Source organism: Amycolatopsis mediterranei, from assembly GCF_026017845.1.
In the GTDB taxonomy this organism is placed as follows: domain Bacteria; phylum Actinomycetota; class Actinomycetes; order Mycobacteriales; family Pseudonocardiaceae; genus Amycolatopsis; species Amycolatopsis mediterranei.
This window is the reverse complement of record NZ_CP100416.1, coordinates 5,544,191-5,564,835: the sequence shown is the minus strand read 5'-3', so window position 1 is coordinate 5,564,835 and position 20,645 is coordinate 5,544,191. Positions and strand designations below refer to the sequence as shown.

The following is a 20,645-nucleotide window of genomic DNA, read 5'->3' as shown; positions in this document are numbered from 1 at the left end:
ATTTCCTTTCCGGCGTCGGGCTCAGCGCAGCGCCGACCCGGCGGTCGGCACCAGCCGGATCGTGGCCGCCGGGTCGCTCGTCAGCGCCGAAACAGCGGCGGCCGGCGCAGCGCACCGCGGATCTTGGTGGACGGCCTCCAGGATACGTTCGCGATCGGCGTCGTCTTCGAAGCGCCTGATCCAGACGACGGTGTCGGCGGCCCCCGTGAAGGAGCCCACCACCTGCATCCCCTGTTCCCGGTGCAGCGGGATGACGGTCTCGTCCAGGTAGCGGGCCAGTTCGGCGCCGCGACCCGGCCGGGCGTGCTCGGTGCGGATTTCGTAGAACATCGGCGGTGCTCCTCAGGTTCGGGCGGCGGCGAGGGCGTAGACGTCCGGCGAGCCTTCCCACGGCGCGGTGCGCACGACGGCCCACTGCTCGATGAGCCACTTCCCGTCGAGCTTGCGCAGCTTCAGGTCCCAGCGGCCGCGCATCGTGCAGTGGTCGACGACGCCGGGATCGGCGGGGACGTGGTGGTAGGCGACCATGTGCGCGCGGCAGGTGGCCTCGTCGCCGGTCACCCGCACGAGGAGATCGGTGGCGGCGTGGTGGGTGCAGTCGAACCCCGCCAGGGTCGTGCGGGCCAGCTCGACCAGGTCGGCCGCGGTCACGGTGGCCGGCGGCCTGCCGTGGTAGTGGGTCGACAGGTCCAGCGTCACCTGCTCGGCGAACAGCCGTCGCAGGGCGACCCAGTCCCGGTCGTCCTGGGCGTGGGCCAGGCCGGCGACGACGTCGGCGATGGCCAACCGGTCGGACAGCTCCGGCAGTGCGTTCATGCTCGGTCCTCCTCGGACGGGGAGCGTCCGATCACCGGCAGGATCAGCCGGCTGGGGTGCACGGGTCCGTGGAGGACGTGGTTGACGGCGACCACCACGGCGTCCGCGTCGTCGGTGGCGATCGTCGCGCCGGTGTTGGTGTTGCGGTCGTAGCGGGGGAAGTTGCTGCTGGAGACCTCGAGGCGGATGCGGTGCCCGGGCCGGAAGACGTTCGCGGTGACACCCAGGTCGAGGGTGAGTTCGGCGACCGTGCCCGGTGCCAGCAGCGCGGGTTCGGTGAGCGACTCGCGGTAGCGGACGCGCTGGATGCCTTCGCAGAGCAGGATCGCCCGGCCGTCGGGGTGCACGTCGACGAGCTTGCCGGTGAAGTCGGTGTCCGGTGTGGACGAACGGATGTGCAGCACCAGGGTGACGTGGCCGGTGACCTCGACGGGCCACCGGAGAACCGGCGTGGTGAAGCACAGGACGTCCTCGCGCGTTTCGGCCGCGGCCTGGTCGGCCGGCCCGGGGTAGGCGCCCGGCGCCGCGGCGAGCACGGTGCCGCCCAGGCTGGGCACCGGATCGCGCGGGTCGTAGCGGAAGGTGTCGGTCGCGTCCTCGGCCGGGACGTCGCGGGTCAGGACGCCGTCGCCGGCCGCGGTGCCGGCCCGGCCACCGCCGTCGAGGAACAAGTCGGTGTACCGGGTGTCCGGCAGCGGCCAGTCCGGCTCGTCACGCCACTCGTCGGCCCCCATCACGAAGAGCCGGACCCGCGGGGTGTCGCCGGGCCGGCCGCGGACCCAGCGGTCGAAGAACCGCAGGTGCTCCTCGGTGATCCCGGCGGTCTTGATGCTGCCGGCGAGCCCGAACGACCGGTCGGGGTAGGTGCCGAGGTCCGTCCCGTCGGCGTGCGACCAGGGGCCGATGACCAGCCGCTGGCCGTCGCGGGCGGCGGCGCTGCCCCCGCGGCGGCGCAGCGTCGTGTACGACCGCACGGTTTCGCCGACGAACACGTCGTACCACCCGCCGATGTGGAGGGCCGGCACGGTGATCCGCTCGCCGTGGTCGATCGCGGCGATCTCCCGCCAGAAGGCGTCCCGTTCCGGGTGGTCGAGCACCTGGCCGAGCCAGGGCAGGGAGCGGGTCACCGCGGCGCGGCCGGCGATCGGCAGCGGTTCGTGCAGCGAGGGCGGTTCGGACAGGTCGGCCAGCAGCGCCCCGGCGTCGGTGGGGTCACCGCGGCCGTCCTCGAGTCCGCGCCGCAGGTTGCGCAGGGCCGAGAGGGTGCCCCAGGTCATGACGGCGTCCTGGGACAACGCGCCGCCGGGGGAGCGCCACGGTGCCGCGTACGGGTCGGCCGAGGTCATCACCGGCGCGATCGCCCGCAGCGCCGGGACGTCGTGCGCCGCGGCCTGCCACTGGCTGAACCCCATGTACGACCCGCCCCACATGCCGACCGCGCCGTCGCACCACGGCTGCGCGGCCAGCCAGGTGAGGGTGTCGAGACTGTCCGGGCCTTCGTGGGTGTGCGGCACGAACGTCCCGGGCGACCGGGAGGTGCCCCGGACGTCCTGCGCCACCACGGCGTAACCGGCTTCGACGAGGGCGAACACGTCGGGGAGCTTCGGGTTGCCGTACAGCCCGGCGTCGTCCTTGCCGTAGGGCGTGCGGACCAGCAACGCCGGGAACGGTCCGGGCCCGTCCGGGAGCCACACGTTGGTGGCGAGCGCGACGCCGTCACGCATCGGCACCGGCACGTCCACCGCCACCGTGAAGCTCACGCCGTCACCGGGTTCCCGGCCGTCGTGATCATCCAGTGGCTGAACGCGGCGTAGTGCCGCGCGAACCCCTGCGGCGTGGCGGCGTGCTCCACCGCCGCCGACAGCTCCGCGACCTGGGCGTACCGCGGGATCCGGTCCGCCTCGTAGGCGGCCAGCGCCGCGACCACGTCGCCGGCGGGGGAAAGCAGGCGGCCGAGCAGCGCGGCGTCCTCGATGCCCAGCGTCGCGCCGGCCGTGACGTGCGGCGACATCGCGTGGGCCGCGTCCCCGGCGAGTACGACGCGCCCGGACGCCCAGTGCGGCAACGGCGGCACGAGCATGATCCGGTTGTGCAGGATCCGGTCCTCGGGCGTGGCGCGGATGAGCTCGGCGAGGACCCCGCCGTGCTCGCTCTCGTCCAGGTGCGCCGCCCGGGCCAGGGCCTGTTCCTTGAGGGTGCCGGTCGGTTCCGGCGCGTCGAACTGGTTCACCAGCCAGTACACGCCGCCGTCGTAGGTGCGCACCCACCCGCCGCGGCAGCGATCGCCACCCAGGATCAGCCGGTCCTCGGTCAGCGCGAGGCCCGGCTCCGGAAGCACCGCGCGCCAGGCGTGGTGACCGGGGTGTTCCTGCGCCGGCGTCCCCGGCACCAGTTGCGCGCGGACCGCCGAGTACGCCCCGTCCGCCCCGACGAGCACGTCGGCGGACTCCTCGCTGCCATCGGCCGACCGGACCGTGACGTGGTCAGCGTGCTCTTCGTACGCGGCGAACCCGGTGGCGAGGCGGATGTTGCCCCGGCCGACTGCGTCGGCGAGCAGATCGTTGAGCTTCGCCCGGTGCACCAGCAGGAACCGGTGATCCTCGACCCCGAATTCCGGCGTCTCCAGCAGCCGCCCGGCCGGGTCGTGGAAGTACATCTCGCTGGGCTTGCCGATCGCGCGCACCTGCTCCCCGACGCCGAGGGCGTCGAACACCGCCAGCGCGTTGGCCCACAACCCCAGCCCGGCCCCGGCCGCGCGGATCTCCGGCGCGCACTCGTGGACCACCACGTCGATTCCCCTGCGGCGCAACGCGATTCCGGTCGTCAGGCCCACGACCCCGCCACCGATCACCACAGCTCGCATCGCGGACCTCCTTCGTCGTTCGCCATGGACGCTAAGGACGTCCCCCGGTTAACTCCAGTGCAACGTTGGTACGAACTGATTCCGGCTGTGATAATCGGCGCGTGGACCACGACCTGAACCTCATCGAGGCGCTGGACGCCCTGCTCACCGAGAGCAGCGTGACGAAGGCGGCGGCGCGCCTGCACACCTCGGCGCCGGCGATGAGCCGCACCCTCGCCCGGCTGCGGCGCGCGTTCGACGATCCGCTGCTCGTCCGGGCGGGCCGTGATCTGGTGCCGACCCCTCGGGCGCTGGAGCTGCGCAGCGAGGTGCACGCGGTCGCGACCCGGGCCCGCGCGCTGTTCACCGCGTCGACCGCGGCCGACCCGCGGACCGTGGTGCGCATGTTCGACCTGCAGGTCACCGACATGCTGTCGACGACGTTCATCCCGGCCCTCATCGACGACCTGCGGAGCCAGGCGCCGGGGATCTCCCTGCGGCTGCGGCCGGAAAACCTCGAGGACACCCCGGCGCTGCGCGAAGGCCTCGTGGACCTGGAGATCGGGACGCTCCGCCCGGGCGACCCGGAGATCCACTCGGAAACGCTCGTCACCGAAACGCTGGTCGGCGCGATCCGGCCGGAGCACCCGCTGGCGAAGGCGAAGAAGGTCACCCCCGAGAGGTTCGCCGCGGCCGACCACATCGTCGTCTCACGCCGGGGCCGCGCCCACGGCCCGATCGACGAGCGGCTGGCCGAACTGGGCCTGAGCCGCCGGGTGATCGCCGTGCTGCCGAGCTTCGCGGGGGCACTGCACCTGGCCCGGGCCACCGACGTCGTCTGCGTCACGCCCGCCCGGCTGGGCCGTTCGATGCTGGAGACGCTGGGGCTGCGGACGTTCCCGATTCCGGTCGCGTTGCCGGAGGTGGTGCTCGGCATGGCCTGGCACCCCCGCAACCACCACGACCGGACGCACGCCCTGCTGCGGGAGCGCACCCGCCGGATCATGGCCCGCGCCGCGGCCTGACGTGATCGCGTCCGGTTGGCGACTGCGACCGCGCCGACTGTCGACGGATTGTCGACGGAATGCGAGATAGTCGGAGCATGACTCCACGGACCGCGGAGGCGGTCCGGGGAGCCGGGCTGCTCAGGGAAGCCGCAAGCGTGCACGCCGGGGTGGGGACTGCGATGGAGTTCAAGGTGCTCGGACCGCTCACGGTCACCGAAGGAGACCTGAGCGCTCACCTGCCCGGCGGGCTGCGGCGACGGCTGCTCGCGGCCCTGCTGGTCAACCTGAATTCGGTCGTGTCGGCCGATCGCCTGGTCCACATCCTCTGGGGTGACGATGCTCCGCCGTCGGCGTCGCGCAACCTCCACAACCAGGTGTGGCGGGTGCGTGCTGCGCTGGACGAGTGCTCACCCGGCATGGGCGCGGCGCTGATCACCCAGCCGCCCGGCTACCAGCTGCGGGTGGATCCGCAGGTGGTCGACGCCGTCCGCTTCGAACAGGCGGTCACCGGCGCGGTCGCCGAGTCGGCCGAGCGTCCCGACCGGGCGGCGGCCCAGCTGACCAAGGCGCTCGAGCTGTGGCGTGGGGCGCCCTACGCGGAGTTCGCCGGGCAGGAGTTCTGCCGGTACGAGGCGATGCGGCTCGAAGAACTGCGCCTGGTCGCGATCGAGGAGCGGTTCGAAGCGATCATCGCCTCGGGCCGGCACGCGGAGCTGAACGGCGAGATCGAGGCGTTCGCCGCCGAGCACCCGTTGCGGGAACGGCCCCAGGACCTGCTGATGATGGTCCTGCACCGGGCCGGGCGCCAGGCCGACGCCGCCGCGGTCTACCGGGAGTTCCGCCGGCGGCTGGTGGAGCAGATGGGGCTGGAGCCGTCCGCCGCGCTGCGCCGGCGCCACGAGCACATCCTGCACACCGATCCGGTGCCGGAACCGGACCGGCGGCGCGCCCGCGTCGGCAACCTGCGGCTGGAGCTGAGCGATCTGGTCGGTCGCGGCGACGACATCGCCCGGGCGCTGGCCACCCTCCGCCACACCAGGGTGCTGACCATGACCGGGGTCGGCGGGGTGGGCAAGACCCGGCTTGCCCTGCGGGTGGCGGCGGAGGCGAGCGAGGCGTTCCCGCACGGCGTCTGGGTGTGCGAACTGGGCGCGGTGCGGGACGGCTGGCTGGTGCCCGACGTGCTGGCGACGACGCTCGGGATGCAGGCGCTGCCGGGCGCGACCGTCACCGACGGGCTGGTCGACTTCCTGCGCTCCCGGCGCGCGTTGCTGGTGATCGACAACTGCGAGCACGTACTGGACGCCGCCGCGCACCTGGTCGACGCGGTGGCGCGCGACTGCCCCGAGGTCGTGGTGCTGGCCACCAGCCGCGAGCCGCTGGGCGTCGACGGCGAGCACGTCCTGCCGGTGGGCCTGCTCGAGGTCCCGCCGCCGGACGCCGGCCGGGACGTCGACCGGGTGGCCGCGGTGCCGTCCGTGGCCCTGTTCGTCCGCCGGGCGAGCGCGGCGACCGCGACCTTCACCGTCGGCGCGCACAACATCGCCGAGGTCGCCGAGATCTGCCGCCGGCTGGACGGCCTGCCGCTGGCCATCGAGCTGGCCGCGACGCGGCTGAGGTCGATGTCGGTGGCCGAGGTCGCCGCCCGGCTGGAACGCCGGCTGGACTTCCTGCACAGCACGAGGCGGGTGCGGGAGGAACGGCACGGCACTCTCGGCACCGTCGTCGGGTGGTCCTACAACCTGCTGGCCCCGGTCGATCGGGCCGGCTTCGACCGGCTCAGCGTGCTGGCCGGGTCGTTCACCCTGGACGACGCCACGGCGATCGCCGTCGACGACGACATCGGTGCGGCGGAGGTGGTCGACGTCGTCGCCGACCTGGTGCACAAGTCCATGCTCGTCGCCGAAACCGAGCACACCCCGACCCGGTACACGATGCTGGAGACCCTGCGGATCTACGGCCGGGAACAGCTCGAACGCAGCGGGCGGCTGGCGCTCTTGCAGCGCCGGCACGCCGCCCACTGCGTCGCCGTGGCCGAAGCGTCTTCCGCCGGGCTGGCCGGGGCAGACGAAGCAAGCTGGGCGGCCAGGATCGCCGCGCTGCTGAACGACCTGCGCGCCGCCCACAGCTGGGCGCTGACCACCGATCCGGCGACCGCGATCCGGCTGTCGGCCGCGTTGCTGCGGTACACCTCGGCACACGGACCGGCCGAGATGTACCGCTGGGCCGACCGGGCGGTGGCGGCCGCGACCCACGAGCCGCCCGGCCCGCGACTGGCGGCCGCACTGGCCGTCGCCGCCGCGGGCGCCGCTCGCCGGGGCGATCTGGCCGACGCGGAGGAGTTGGTCGAGCGCGGGTTGCGCGCGGTGCCAGAGCGGGCCGACCCGGCGCGGCGGCATCTGCTCTGGGTACTGGCCAGGGTGGCCTCGTTCCGGGGCCGGCTCACCGACGCGGCCACCTTGTACGCGAAGGTCGCGCAGCTGGCGGAGCAGGTCGATGACACGCATTGCGTCGCCTACGTCACCGCGAGCGGTGCTTTGCAGCACGCCTACCAAGGTGCGGCCGAGCGGGCCGTGGTGCTCGCCGGCCAGGCCGGGAAGCTGGCGATGGTCACCCGCAACCCGACCGCCATCGCCTGGGCGCACTACGCGCTCGGGGTGGCGTTGCAGGACCGGGAGCCGGAGCGGGCGCTGGCCACCCTGCGGCAGGCGCGCGAGGTCGGGAGGGCCGGGGGCAACACCTACATCCCGGGCGTGGCGCTCAGCGTGGCCGCCGCCCTGATGACCCGGCACGGCGACGTGGACCAGGCGGCGCGGCTGACCGCCGAGGTGGTCGACTACTGGAGCCACGAGAGCCACTGGGCGCAGCAGTGGGTCGCGTTGCGCACCGCCGTCTCCGTGCTCGCCCGGTCGGGGGAGTACGAAGCGGCGGCGACGCTGCACGGCGCACTGGTGGCCAGCGATGGCGCGATCCGGCCGATCGGGGCCGAGGCCGAGCTGTCCGACGCGGTCGTCGGCGCCGTGGCCGATCGGCTCGGCGACGAGCCGTTCACCGCCGCTGTCACCCGCGGTGCCACGCTGAGCGACGACGACGCGGTGGTCTTCGCGAGGACGGCGCTCGACCGGATCGGCCGGGCCGGGCCCGCCGCCCCCGCGCACGGGGTGGTTTCCTGGTCGCCGAGGGGCGAGGTCGCCGCCCGGTCGTGAACGAGTGCGGCGGAACCGGCCGGCTATCCGGCGGCAGCTGCCCCGCGCGGCCCGGATACCCGGGCGCGGGCGAGTTCGAGGCGCCGTACCGCTTCCGGCATCTCCGACGGCGACAGCGTGGCGAACGACAGCCGGAGGTGGCGGGAGCCGTCCCGGTCGATGCAGAACGGGGGACCGGGAACGATGGCCAGGCCCTCCTCGATCGCCGCCGCGGTCAACGTGGCGGCGTCCACCCCCGCGGTCGTGATCGCGGCCCAGAAGAACAGCCCGCCACGCGGTGCGCGGAAGGTCAGCCAGCCGAGCCCGCCGAGCAGCCCGGCGAGGTGGCCGGCCCGGGTGCGGTAGAGCGACTGGAGGCGGAGCAGGTGCCGGGGCAGGAAGCCCGGCCGGCTCAGCAGCCGGCTGACCACGTGCTGGCCGAAGGTGTTGGTCTGCAGGTCCGCGTCCTGCTTGGCGGTGGTCAGCGGGCCGATCAGCGCGGGCGGGGCGACCAGCCCGGCCACCCGGAACCCGGGGCACAGCGTCTTCGACAGGCTCAGCAGCCGGATGACGCGATCGCTGAAGGCGTCGATGGAGGGCAGGCGCACCCCGTCGAACGCGAGATCCGCGTAGGGATCGTCCTCGACGATCAGGAATCCGTAGTGGCCGGCCAGCTCGGCCAGGTGACGGCGGCGCTCCTCGGTCAGCACCGCCGCCGTCGGGTTGTGGAAGTGCGGTACGACGTAGACGAGCCGGCAGCGGGCCCCACGCCGGAGCCGGCCGGCCAGCGCCTCGGTGTCCATGCCGTCCTCGTCGCCGGGCACCGCGAGCAAGTCCGCACCGGCCTGCCGGAAGACCCGCACCGCGCCGAGGTAGCCCGGATCCTCCAGCGCCACCGTGTCCCCCGGCGCCACGAGCGCGTTCGTCGTCAGGGCGAGGCCCTGCTGGCTTCCGCTGGTGACCAGCACCCGGTCCGGGTCGGTGTGGCCGCCGGTCTCGCCGGCTCGGGCGGCGAGACCGGCACGCATCGCCGGTACGCCTTCGACCGGACCGTACTGCAGGGCGGCCGCGGCCGCGGAGCTCATGACCTCGTCGAGGACGGTCACGAGCTCCGTCAAGGGAAAGCTGTCCGGGGCCGGGAGGCCGCCCGCCAGCGACAGGACACCGGGCGCGGCCGCGGCGGCCAGGATGTCGCGGATGGCGTCCGGCGGGGCCGCCCGGTCCACTGTGGTCACTTGCGCGCGAGGAACAGGCGGCCGGTGGGGAAGCCGAGTTCGACGGTCTCCACGTGCCGGAAGCCGGCGCCGGACAGCTTGTGCTCCCACTCGGCGACCGACAACAGCTTGCGGGTCATGAATTCCCGGTGGTAGTAGGTCACGATGGAGCTGAACCGGCGCTCCCGTTCGGTGCGGACGTAGGGGATCGCTTCGGTGATCGCCATCAGGCCGCCCGGCCGCAGCGCCGTGTGGCAGTTGGCCAGCACCGCGTCGGCGATGTGCTCCTCGTCCGGCAGCATGTCGTGGAAGACGAATCCGGCGTGGATGACGTCGGCGTCGAGGAGCGGACCCGGATCGGTGGCCAGCGACTGGATCGACCGCTGCAGCACGGTGAGCCGGTCGCTCATGCCGGCGTGCGCGGCCGCGTCCTTCGCCGCGTCGCACGCCCCCTGGTCGAGGTCGAGGCCGAGACCCGTCGTGCCGGGCAGCATGTCCAGCAGTTCGATCAGCAGCCGGCAGGTACCCGAGCCCAGGTCGGCGACCCGGGTGGGGCGCGCCTCGGTGATCGCCTCGAACGCCGCGGGGTAGAAGGCCAGCGATCCCATCCACTGTGAGCTGACGGCGACTTGCCTGCCGTCACGGACGTACGCCGCCCGCGCGCTCTCCGGATCGATGAGGAACTCGCGCGGGTGCTCGACGAAGGGACGGTTGGCGTTCATCGTCCACGACACGTAGCCCGCCTGGTGCCGGATGACGTCGTAGTCGGAAACGGTCCGGAAGAAGTCACCGTCGGTGTCCACGCGCTCGATGATGCCGGCGGACTCCAAGGCCTCGAGGTAGCGGGCGACACCGCTTTCCGGCAGCTCTCCGATCGAGGCGAGCCGGCTCGCGGTGAACTTCCCGCCGGTGCTGATCTCCTCGAGGACGCCGAGCCGGTCACCGATCTCCAGCAGCGCCGCCGCGGCCGCGATGTCCGGCGCCGATGCGCTTTGCTTGATTTCCCGGAAGAGTTCGCGTCGGGGGCTGGCGGCAACGGTCATGGGCATTTCCTTATCTGATCGATGAGAACAGATCCGACAATCGGGGTGGATCCGAGGGAAAATGTTCGGACGATTCGACCGCACGAGCGCGGTCGGCTAACGGCCGGCCAGTCGCAGCACCGAATGCAGCAGGGTGCGCGCGCCGGCGATCAGGTGCGCGTCGTCGGTGTGCTCGTCCGGGGCGTGGCTGATGCCGCGGTGGCTCGGCACGAAGATCATGCCGATCGGGGCGATGTCGCTCACGATCTGGGCGTCGTGACCGGCGGAGCTGAACATCTCCCGATGCGCGAGGCCCAGTGCTTCGGCGGCCGCGGCGATCGCCTGCCGCGCGGGCTCGGTGGTCGGCGTCGGCGCGGTCACCGGGCGGACGGTCGCCGCGATGTCGATCCCGGTCGCCGAGCCGAGCCGGGCCAGCTCGCCGGTCAGCGCGCGCTCCGCGGCCCGCAGGCGTTCCGGTCTGCTGTCCCGGATCTCGGCGGTCAGCTCCACCCGGCCCGGGATGACGTTCGTGACGTTGGGCTCGGCGTCGAGCCGCCCGACCGTGCCGACGGCACAGAGACCGCGTTCGGTGGCCAGCTCCTCGACCGCAAGCACCACCCGGGCCGCTACCGCCAACGCGTCCCTGCGCAGGGCCATCGGCGTCGTGCCGGCGTGGCCCTGGCGCCCCTGCACGGCGATGTCCAGGATCGTCCGCCCGGTGATCGCGTCGACCACGCCGATCGGGATGCCGTGTGCTTCGAGCACCGGGCCCTGCTCGATGTGCAGCTCGAGGTAGCAGGCGATGGAGCCCGGCGGCCACGCGGCCGCGTCGATGGTGTCGAGATCCCCGCCCGCCGCCCGCAGCGCGGCACGCAGCGGCAGGCCGCCGCGCTCCGCCGCTACCGTCGCGGCGGCGACGTCCACCTTGCCCGTGAGAGCGAGCGAGCCGAAGAACGGGTAGGGGAATCCGGCGCCTTCCTCGTTGGTGAAGGCGATCGCGACCGGTTCCACCGGCAGTTCGACTTCGGCCTGGGCCAGCACCCGGACCACCTCGCACGCCGCCACGACGCCGTAGGTGCCGTCCAGGCGGCCGCCGTCGACCACGGTGTCCAGGTGCGAGCCGAGCAGGACGACGGGCTTGTCGTGGTCCGCGCCCGCCCGGCGCACGATCAGGTTGGCGGCCTGGTCGACGTGCGTGGTGAGGCCGTCCTCGTGGCACCGCGCCGCCAGGTAGCGGCGGGCCGCGGTCTCCTCGTCGCTGAGGCCGGTTCTGGTGATTCCGCCCAGCCCGGGCCGGGCGCCGAACGCGGCGATCTCGTCCAGGCGACGCAGCAGGAGGGCGGCGTCGATGTCCAGCCCGGGATCGAGACCCGCGCCGCCGGCCCGGGTGCGGCCGCCGGCCGGTGTGGACAGCACTGCGGGATCAGCCGGAATGCTCATAACGTCCTCATGCTGTGGGAAGTGGGGTTTTCGTGCCGGTTCGATCTGGCATTTGGGCAACGATAATCCGGCCGTCTATCACTGGGCTATCCATGTGCGATCGGGGATTTTCCGGAACGGCGGTTGACTGTCGAACACGGCCTGGAAATATGGCTCAGTGCGTCGGCGACGATTCGGATGCCGTCCGGCCCGATAACAGTGGCGAGGAGCCAGATGAGAAATATTTGGAATCTGGTGGCGCACAATCGGAATTTTTTCCTGTTGTCCGGCGCCAACCTGATCTCGCTGGCCGGTGACTGGATTCTGGGCATCGGGATGATGTTCTACGTCTACACGGTCACCGGGTCCGCGCTGGCCTCCGGCGCCATGCTGCTGGTGTCGATGGTCCCGCAACTGCTGTTCGGCTCGCTCGCCGGTGTGTTCGTCGATCGCTGGGACCGCAAGCGCACGATGGTCGTCACCAACCTGCTGCTGGCGCTGGCCCTGATCCCGCTGTTCGCGGTGCACGACGAACGCACGATCTGGGTCGTCTACGTGGTCGTCTTCGTCCAGGGCGTGCTCGAGCAGCTCTTCCAGCCGGCGGAAGCCGCGATGGTCCCGCACGTCGTGCCGGCCGAAGACCTGGTCGCCGCCAACGCGCTCAACGGCCAGAACCGCCAGGTCGCCAGGTTGATCGGCGCCGCGGTCGGCGGTGTCCTCGCCGCCACCGGCGGTATCTTCCTGGTCACCGTCGTCGACGCGGTCAGCTACCTGGTCGCCGCCGCACTGGTGGCGATGATCCGGGCCGAGGTGCCGCCGGAGCCGATCGACCCGGCCGGGGACCGGCGCCGGCTCGACCACGAGTGGCGGGCGGGCATCGCACTGTGCCTGGCCCGCCGGGATTTGACCACCCTCCTCGTCTTCCGGCTGATGTCCGGGTTCGGCGAGGGCGTGCTCGCGGTGCTGATCGCGCCGTTGATCATCAGCGTGCTGCACGCCAGCAGCGCCGAGTACGGCTCCGTGATCTCGGTGCAGGCGGTCGGCGGGATCGTGGGCGGGCTCGCCATCGCCGCCGTCGGGCGGCGCTGGCCGCCCCGGCTTCTGCTCGGCTACGGCGCGCTGATGTTCGGGGTGGTCGACCTGGTCATCGCCCTCTACCCGCTTGCCCTGCCCGCCCTCTGGCCGATCTTCATCCTGATCAGCGTGGTCGGTGCGCCGTCGGCGGCGCAGCAGGCCGGGTTCAGCACGATCCAGCAGACCGAGACGCCGGACCGGTACCGCGGTCGCGTCTTCGGCGCGCTCAGCACCGGGTGGGCGCTGGCCATGCTGCTGGGCATCGTGCTGGCGAGCACGCTCGGCGACGTCGTCGGCATCATCGCGATCATCTCGCTGCAGGGCGTGATCCACATCCTCGCCGGCCCGTACCTCCTCGTGCGGCTGAGACCTCCGCTCCCGGAGGTCTCGGCCGGGGTGGCCGTGCCGGTCGTCGAAGACAACCGGACGGGCGGGTGAACCGCCCGATGGACGGGGCGATCACGGCGCCGCAGCGATCGGAGGTCGGTTTCCGCGCCGGCGTGGGCACCTGCTTCGGCACGTTCGGCGAGCTGCTGCAGGGCGCGCTGCCCGGACCCGAGCAGGACTTCCTGGTGACCCTGCCGATCGCGCGCTGGACCACGGCGGTGCTCAGCCTGTCGCCGGAAACCGACGAGCTGCTCGTCCGGCCGGCCGGCAAGCACAAGGCGCTGCGCGCGGCCCGGATCGCGCTCGCCCGGTACGGGGTGCGGCCGGGCGGCACGCTCACGCTGACCAGTGACCTGCCGGAGGGCAAGGGGATGTCGAGTTCCTCGGCCGACCTGGTGGCCACGGTCCGGGCCGTCGGCGCCGCGCTGGGGATCGCGGTGACACCGGCGGAGACCGAGGCCTGCCTGCGGCAGATCGAGCCGACGGACGGGCTGATGTACCACGAAATGGTCGCCTTCTACCACCGCAGGGTGAAGCTGCACCGCGTGCTCGGCCCGACGCCGCCCATGACCATCGTCGGGATCGACGAGGGCGGGCAGGTCGACACGGTCCGGTTCAACGCGGCCCGGCCGGTGATCACGGCGGCCGAGCGGCGCGAATACCGCACGTTGCTCGACCGGCTCGGCACCGCGCTGGCCGGCGGCGACCTGGCCGGGGTCGGCCGGATCTGCACCAGGAGCGCCGTGCTCAACCAGTCGAGGTGTCACAAGCGGCACCTCGAGCGGGCGATGGAGATCAGCAGGGACGTCCGGGCGCTCGGGGTGACCGTGGCCCACAGCGGCACCATCGTCGGCGTCCTCATCAGCGGCGACGACCCACGGCACGCCGGCAAGATCCGCGACGCCGTCGCTGCCTGCACCGAACTCGCCGGCGCGGCGTCGATCGACCACACGCTCGAGCCGGCGGCCGCCCGTCCGGCACAGCGAGACGACAACCGGGAGGGCGTGTCCTATGTGGACTGACCAGGGGCGCGAGCAGGTCTGGACGTTGATCGGCGGCTTCGAGGCGCAGGTGCGCGCGGTGCCCGAAGCCGTCGCCTTGGAGGACGTCGACGGGGCCACGACGACCTACCGGGAACTCAACGCGCAGGCGAACCGGCTGGCGCGGCTGCTCGTCGGCCGCGGTGTCGGCCCGGAGGTCCGGGTGGCGCTCGTGCTGGAGCGGTCGCCGGCCCAGGTCGTGGCGATCCTCGCCGTGCTGAAGGCGGGCGGCGCGTACGTGCCGATCGACGCCGGCTACCCGCCCGAGCGGATCGCCCTCATGCACGCCGACTCCGGAGCCTCGCTGGTGCTCACGACGAGCGACCTCGCCGCCGGCCTGCCGTCCGGGACCGGCCCGCTCGTCTCGCTGGACGAGCCGGGGACCGTCGCCGCCCTGGCGGCGCACGCCGACGGCAACCTCGACCTCGAGCTGTGGGGCGACCAGGCCGTCTACGTGATCTACACCTCGGGTTCGACGGGCACCCCGAAGGGGGTCGTGGTGTCGAACGCCAACCTGGCCACCCTGTTCGTCGAGGCCCAGCGGATCCTGCGGTTCGGACCGTCGGACGTGTGGACCCTGTTCCACTCCTGCTCGTTCGACTTCGCCGTCTGGGAGCAGTTCGGCGCGCTGCTGCACGGCGGCCGGCTGGTGCTGGTGTCGCGCGAGCAGGCCCGCTCGGCCGAGGAGTACCTCGACCTCGTCGAGCGCGCCGGTGTGACGGTGTTCAACCAGACGCCGTCGGCGTTCCTGCAGTTCGTCCAGACGGCCGACGGCCTCGGCCGGACCGGGTGGACGGACCCGCTGCGGGTCGTCTTCCTGGGCGGCGAGTCGCTCGAGGCCGCGCGGCTGGCGGGGTGGTACGGCCGCGAGCCGGCGAGCCGGCCGATGGTGACCAACGCCTACGGGGCCACCGAGGTCTCGATCCTCAACAACATCCGGCTGATGGACCCGGCGAGTGCCGCGGCCGGCGCCGGCAGCCTGATCGGCACCGGCCTTCCCGGGCTCGGCGTGACCGTGCTCGACGCCGGGTTCGCCCCGGTGCCGCCGGGCGGGATCGGCGAGGTGCACGTGTCCGGGCCCGGGGTGACCAGGGGCTACCACGGCCGGCCCGGCTTGACCGCGCGCTCGTTCGTGCCCGATCCCGCCGGGCCGGCCGGCTCGCGGATGTACCGCACCGGCGACCTCGCCCGCTGGGCCGGGGACGAGCTGGAGTTCCTCGGCCGGGCGGACGACCAGGTGAAGATCCGCGGTTTCCGGATCGAGCTCGGCGAGGTCGAGGCGGCGATCGCGACCTGCCCGGCGGTGGCCCAGTCCGCCGTGGCCGCCCGGGAGGACCGGCCGGGCGACCAGGTCCTGGTCGCCTACGTGGTGCCCGACGGTGAGGCGGCCGGCCTGCCGGCCGCGGTGAAGGCCTGGTCGAGCGCCCGGCTGCCCGCGCACATGGTCCCGGCCACCGTGCTGGTGCTCCCGGCCCTTCCCTTGACACCCAACGGGAAACTCGACCGCAAGGCGTTGCCCGCCCCGCCGGTGCACACGGCCGCGGGCGACGGGACGGAAACCGGCACCGAGCGGGCCGTCGCGGCGATCTGGGCGCAGCTGCTGGGCCGCGACGGTGTCACCAGGCTGGACGACTTCCTGGACCTGGGCGGCCATTCCCTGGTGGCCGCGCGGATCGCCGCCCGGGTACGGGCGGAGCTGAACACCGGCGTGCAGGTCCGCGACTTCTACGACTACCCGCGGCTGGCCGACTTCGCCTGCCGCGTGGAGGCGTTGCAGGTGCCGGCGGCCGGAACGGCGGAGAGCGAATGACCACCGAACCCGGACGTCTCGCCCCGCAGTCCTACGAGCAGCAGCGGCTGTCCCTGTTCGAGGGGCTCGACGACGGCGGCGTCGCCAGCAACGTCGCCTACATCCACTGGATCACCGGTGCCCTGGACACCACGGCGCTGACGGCGGCGATCGCCGCCGTGCACGCCCGGCACGAGGTCCTCCGCACCCGGTACCCGGACGTGTCGACCCAGGAAGTGCTCCCGGTGGGCGAGGCCCCGCTGGAACACCTCGACCTGAGCACCGGCCCGGACCCCGAAGCCGCGCTGCGCCGGCTGGTGGACCGCCGGGTCGGCAGGCCGTTCGACCTGGCCGCCGGACCGCCGGTGCGGTGGATCCGCGCCGCGCTGGGACCGGACCGGCACGCGCTGGCGATGGTCGTGCACCACATCGCCATGGACGCCTGGTCGCTCGCGGTGCTCAACGGGGACATCTCGGAGCTCTACTCGGCGTTCCACACCGGCCGGCTGCCCCGGCTGCCCGAGCTGCCCACGACCTACGCCGGCTACGCCACCGAGCAGCGCGACCGGGACGGTGCCGCCGCGGCGCCCGAACTCGACTACTGGGTCACCGAGCTCGCCGGTCTGCCCGGCCCGACGCGGCTCCCGTTCGACCGGCCGGCCGGCCACGAGACGGGCCGCCGCGGCGGGGTGCGCCGGGCACCGATCCCGCCGTCGCTGGTGAGTGCGGCCGCGAGCCTGGCCAAGGCGGAACGGGCGTCCCTGTTCATGGTGCTGCTGGCCGCGTTCTCCTGGCAGCTCGCGTGGTGCGGCGACCAGCGCGACTTCGTGGTCGGGGTGCCGAACGCCGGTCGCGACCAGGACGGGCTCGACGCGGTCGTCGGCTGCTTCATCGACACCCGGCCGTGCCGGATCCGCCTCGGCGAGGCCCCCACCTTCCGCGAGCTGCTGGCCGTGGTCCGGAAGTCCACACTGGACTCCTACCGGCACGGGGCACTGTCGCTCGAGCGAGTGGTCGCCGCGGTGGGGCCGGACCGCGAACCCGGCCGGGATCCACTGGTGCAGGTGAGCTTCGGGGTGACGAACACCCCGGATGCCGGGCTGCGCCTGGCCGGCCTCGAGGTGACCGAGGAGGAGCGCTTTTCGCCGGCCACCGCGCTCGACCTGGCGGTGATCGTCCTCGACGAGCCCGCCGGCCTCACCGGCATGTGGCAGTACCGGGCCGACCTGTTCGACCCCGGCACCATCGCCGGGCTCCAGGCCGACTTCGAACGGATCGTGCGCTGGGCCACGGCCAACCCGGACCGGCCGCTCACCGGCTTCGCGGGCTTCACCATCGGGTCCGGTGTGGACGGTGCCGACGTGACGGCCGGGCCGGCCGCGGCGGACGACGACGCCGAAGCGGCCCCGCGCACCGGGACCGAGGAACTGGTCGCGCGGCTCTGGTGCGAGACGCTCGGGCTGGACTGGGTCGGCGTCGGGGAAGACTTCTTCGAGCTGGGCGGGCATTCGCTGGTGGCCGCCCAGCTCGTGGCCCGGATCGAGGCCCGGCTGCCCGGCCTGCCCGTCCGCGGGCTGATGCGGGACGTCCTGCGGTACCCGACGGTCCGCCGGTTCGCCGCGGTCCTCGACGAGCGCCTGGCCGGCCTCGCCGTGCCCGAGCCGCGCCGCGTCCCGATCCTGCCCCGCGGCGAGGCATTGCCACTCTCGCTCGGGCAGAAGCGGCTGTGGTTCCTCGACCAGTTCGTCAACGACAGCGCCGAGTACCTGGTGCCGTGGATCCTGCGCGTGTCCGGGCCGCTCGACACCGGTGCGCTGGTCGCCGCCCTGACCGAGATCGTCGCCCGGCACGAGGTGCTGCGGACCAGCGTGGTCGTGGCCGCCGACGACCCGGTCGGGATCGTGCGCGACGTCACGGCGTTCACGGTCGCGGTGGCCGAGTGCTCGGCCGCGGCGCTGACCGCGACGATCACCGCCGAGACCACCCGGCCGCTCGACCTGGCGGCCGGCCTGCCGATCCGGGCCACGCTCCTCCGGCTCGGCGACGCCGACCACGTCCTGTGCCTGACGGTGCACCACATGGTCTTCGACAACTGGTCGGCCGGGTTGTTGCACGAGGAGCTCGATACGCTCTACGGCGCGTTCACCGCGGGGCAGCCGTCACCGCTGCCGCCGCTCGTCGTGCAGTACGCCGACGTCACCGCGGCTCAGGAGTCCGGACAGGACGGTCCGGAGTTCGCCGCGAAGCTCGACTTCTGGCGGACCGAGCTGGCCGGTGCGGAGGCGTTCGAACTCGCGCCGGACCTGCCGAGGCCGGCCCGCCGGACGTCGCCGGGCCGGACCGTGTCCTTCTCGGTGCCCGAGGACGTCCTGGCCGGGCTGGAACGGATCGGCACCCGGCACGGCGCGACGACGTTCATGACCCTGCTGGCCGCGTGGCAGGTGCTGCTGCACCGGTGCACCGGTGCCGACGACCTCACGGTGGGCACCACCGCCGCCGACCGGGAGCTGACCGAATCCGAGCCGCTGATCGGCCTGTTCATCAACATGCTCGTGCTGCGCGGCGACCTGTCGGGCCGGCCGGCCTTCGGGGAGCTGCTGGCGCGCACCAGGGACCGGACCCTGGAGGCCTACGCGCACCAGGACGTGCCGTTCGACCGCCTGGTGGAGGAACTGGCCCCGGAGCGGGACCTGGCCAGGACCCCGATCTTCCAGGTCATGGTCAAACTGGACAGCGGACGGCAGCGGCCGCCGACCTTGCCGGGGTTGACCGTCCGGCGGCTGGCCAACGCCCCGGTGCCCGCCAAGTACGACATCGAACTCACCTTCGCGCCGAATCCCACCGGCGGCCTGTCGGGCGAGCTCAGCTACGACACCGGCCTGTACCTGCCGGACACCATCGACCGGCTGATCGGCCACTTCCGCACCCTGCTCACCGACATCGCCGATGACCCGGACCGCCCGATCGACCGGCTCGCGCTGATGGACGCCGCCGGACGAGCCGAGGCCGCGGCGCTGGCCGCGCGACCGGAGGTCCCGGTTCCCGCGCTCTGCCTGCACGAGCTGATCGCCCTCCGGATCGCCGACACCCCCGACGCGGTCGCGGTGGTGCAGGACGACCGCGCGCTCGGTTACGCCGAGCTGGGGCGCTGGTCCGACGCGGTCGCGGCGTGGCTCCGCGAGCACGGCGCCGGACCGGACGTGGTGGTCGGGGTGGTGCTGGACCGCTCGATCGAGCTGGTCGTCGCGTTGCTCGGGGTGCTCAAGGCCGGCAGCGCGTACCTGCCGATCGAGCCCGGCACGCCACCTGCCCGGATCACCCAGCTGCTCCGGGACTCGGGTGCGCCCGTGTGCCTGGTGGAGCCCCGGGTGGCGGGCGTCGTGACCGAGGCCGGCAGCCGGGCCCTGCTCGTCCCGATGCGGCAGTCCGCCGCGCGCGGGCCGGTCCCGGCTCCGATGGTCGACCCCGGCCACCTGGCCGCCGTCTACTACACCTCGGGATCGACGGGACGGCCCAAGGGCGTCGCCTGCACGCACGGCGGCTGGGTCAACCGGATGCACTGGATGCAGCGCCACCACCCGCTCGGTGCGGGGGAGACGGTGCTGCACAAGACGACCATCACCTTCGACGACGCCGCGGTGGAGATCTTCTGGCCGCTGATGTCCGGGGCCACGGTGGCGGTGCTCGGCCCGGGACGGCACCGCGACCCGCGCGCGATCGCGGACGCGGTGATCCGGTACCACGCGGTGCACGTGCAGTTCGTCCCGAGCATGCTCGAGCTGTTCCTGGACACGGTCACCGGCGCGGACGTCCGGCGGATGCCCGCGTTGCGCAGCGTGCTCTCCAGCGGCGAGGCGCTGCGACCGGAGCTCGCCGGCCGGTTCCGCGAGGTGTTCGGCGAGTCGGTCGTGCTGGACAACACCTGGGGCGCCACGGAAGTGTCCATCGACTCCACCTGCCACGTCTGCCGGAGCGAGGACGCGACCGGCACCGCGGTCCCGATCGGCAGGCCGATCGACAACAACGAGGTGCGGGTGCTCGACCCGCGGTTCGAAGAGGTGCCGGTCGGCGTACCCGGCGAGCTCTGCATCGGCGGGGCCGGGCTCGCCCGCGGCTATCTCGGCGACCCCAGGCGGACCGCGGAGGTCTTCGTGCCCCACCCGGAACGAGCGGGCGAGCGGTTGTACCGGACCGGCGACTGGGGCAGGCGCGGCCGCGACGGTGTGCTGGTGTTCCTGCGCCGCAAGGACGATCAGGTGAAGATCCGCGGGGTCCGGGTCGAGCTGGGCGAGGTGGAACACGCGTTGCGCGCCCACCCGGCGGTGGCCGACGCCGTCGTCGTCGCCTGGACCGCGGCCCCGGGGGACAAGCGGCTGGCCGGGTACGTCGTCGCCGGCTGCTCGTCCCGGGAACTGCTCGAGCACGCCCGCGCCGTGCTCCCGGTGTACGCGGTACCCGGCTCGATCACGGTGCTCGACGCCCTGCCGAGACTGCCCAGCGGAAAGCTGGACCGGAAGAACCTGCCCGAGCCGGCGGTGACCGGCCACGAGGACTCCTTCCTCGCGCCGCGCACCGCCACCGAGAAGGTGCTGGCCGGGATCTGGGCGGACGTGCTCGGGCGCGACCGGGTGGGCGTCGAGGACGACTTCTTCGCCATCGGCGGTCACTCCCTGCTGGCCACGCGGGCGATCGCGCGGATGCGGCAGGCCTTCGTGGCCGAGCTGCCGTTGACGCTGATCTTCGAGCGACCGACCGTCGCGCGGATGGCCGAGGCGATCGAGGAGATCGTGCTGGCCGAGGTGGCCGGGCTCACCGATGCCGAGGCTCGCGAGCTGCTGAGCTGATCCGGC

13 protein-coding genes are annotated in these 20,645 nt (G+C 73.1%); 6 read left to right on the top strand and 7 right to left on the bottom strand.

All coding sequences use genetic code 11. The annotated features are described in order from the left end of the window. Nucleotides 1-21: 21 nt before the first annotated feature. From ISP_RS24925 to ISP_RS24910, 4 genes are read right to left on the bottom strand one after another with little or no spacing between them, the layout of a single operon-like run. Nucleotides 22-330, bottom strand: a complete 309-nt coding sequence (locus ISP_RS24925; RefSeq protein WP_013226613.1) for an NIPSNAP family protein — start codon at nucleotides 328-330, stop codon at nucleotides 22-24. 12 nt (nucleotides 331-342) lie between these two features. Beyond that, nucleotides 343-816 carry a nuclear transport factor 2 family protein gene (locus ISP_RS24920; protein ID WP_013226612.1) on the bottom strand — a complete coding sequence of 158 codons (474 nt, stop codon included), beginning with the start codon at nucleotides 814-816 and terminating at the stop codon, nucleotides 343-345. Further along, the gene (locus ISP_RS24915; protein ID WP_013226611.1) at nucleotides 813-2,576 is read right to left on the bottom strand and encodes a CocE/NonD family hydrolase; all 1,764 of its coding nucleotides are present in this window, start codon (nucleotides 2,574-2,576) and stop codon (nucleotides 813-815) included. The genes ISP_RS24920 and ISP_RS24915 overlap by 4 nt, the downstream gene beginning before the upstream one ends. Further along, on the bottom strand, nucleotides 2,573-3,679 hold the full coding sequence (locus ISP_RS24910) for an FAD-dependent monooxygenase (protein WP_013226610.1): 1,107 nt from the start codon (nucleotides 3,677-3,679) through the stop codon (nucleotides 2,573-2,575). Before ISP_RS24910 ends, ISP_RS24915 begins: the two co-directional genes overlap by 4 nt. Nucleotides 3,680-3,780: 101 nt before the next feature. On the opposite strand from ISP_RS24910, the gene ISP_RS24905 reads away from it, so the two are divergent. After that, the gene (locus ISP_RS24905) at nucleotides 3,781-4,683 is read left to right on the top strand and encodes a LysR family transcriptional regulator (protein ID WP_013226609.1); all 903 of its coding nucleotides are present in this window, start codon (nucleotides 3,781-3,783) and stop codon (nucleotides 4,681-4,683) included. A 77-nt stretch (nucleotides 4,684-4,760) separates the two neighbouring features. Then, nucleotides 4,761-7,871: a BTAD domain-containing putative transcriptional regulator gene (locus ISP_RS24900; RefSeq protein WP_230468337.1), complete on the top strand. Its 3,111-nt coding sequence runs from the start codon at nucleotides 4,761-4,763 to the stop codon at nucleotides 7,869-7,871. 23 nt (nucleotides 7,872-7,894) lie between these two features. On the opposite strand, the gene ISP_RS24895 is transcribed toward ISP_RS24900, so the two are convergent. The 3 genes from ISP_RS24895 to ISP_RS24885 all read right to left on the bottom strand — a co-directional run bounded on the left by ISP_RS24895 (nucleotide 7,895) and on the right by ISP_RS24885 (nucleotide 11,526). After that, on the bottom strand, nucleotides 7,895-9,085 hold the full coding sequence (locus tag ISP_RS24895; protein WP_230468336.1) for an aminotransferase-like domain-containing protein: 1,191 nt from the start codon (nucleotides 9,083-9,085) through the stop codon (nucleotides 7,895-7,897). After that, nucleotides 9,082-10,107 carry a methyltransferase gene (locus ISP_RS24890; RefSeq protein WP_013226606.1) on the bottom strand — a complete coding sequence of 342 codons (1,026 nt, stop codon included), beginning with the start codon at nucleotides 10,105-10,107 and terminating at the stop codon, nucleotides 9,082-9,084. Before ISP_RS24890 ends, ISP_RS24895 begins: the two co-directional genes overlap by 4 nt. 96 nt (nucleotides 10,108-10,203) lie before the next feature. Further along, complete coding sequence (locus ISP_RS24885) at nucleotides 10,204-11,526, bottom strand: Zn-dependent hydrolase (protein WP_230468335.1); 1,323 nt, start codon at nucleotides 11,524-11,526, stop codon at nucleotides 10,204-10,206. Nucleotides 11,527-11,703: 177 nt separating this feature from the next. Here ISP_RS24885 and ISP_RS24880 point away from each other — a divergent pair, with 177 nt between their 5' ends. Genes ISP_RS24880 through ISP_RS24865 form a run of 4 tightly spaced genes read left to right on the top strand, consistent with a single transcriptional unit; the run spans nucleotide 11,704 to nucleotide 20,639 of the window. Continuing rightward, nucleotides 11,704-13,017 (top strand): MFS transporter, encoded by a 1,314-nt coding sequence (locus ISP_RS24880; protein ID WP_320109505.1) that lies wholly within the window; start codon nucleotides 11,704-11,706, stop codon nucleotides 13,015-13,017. A gap of 8 nt (nucleotides 13,018-13,025) precedes the next feature. Further along, the gene (locus tag ISP_RS24875) at nucleotides 13,026-13,988 is read left to right on the top strand and encodes a GHMP family kinase ATP-binding protein (protein ID WP_013226603.1); all 963 of its coding nucleotides are present in this window, start codon (nucleotides 13,026-13,028) and stop codon (nucleotides 13,986-13,988) included. Continuing rightward, nucleotides 13,978-15,816, top strand: coding sequence for an amino acid adenylation domain-containing protein (locus ISP_RS24870; RefSeq protein WP_013226602.1), 1,839 nt, complete (start codon nucleotides 13,978-13,980; stop codon nucleotides 15,814-15,816). The genes ISP_RS24875 and ISP_RS24870 overlap by 11 nt, the downstream gene beginning before the upstream one ends. Next, nucleotides 15,813-20,639 (top strand): non-ribosomal peptide synthetase, encoded by a 4,827-nt coding sequence (locus tag ISP_RS24865; RefSeq protein WP_013226601.1) that lies wholly within the window; start codon nucleotides 15,813-15,815, stop codon nucleotides 20,637-20,639. Before ISP_RS24870 ends, ISP_RS24865 begins: the two co-directional genes overlap by 4 nt. Nucleotides 20,640-20,645: the final 6 nt, after the last annotated feature.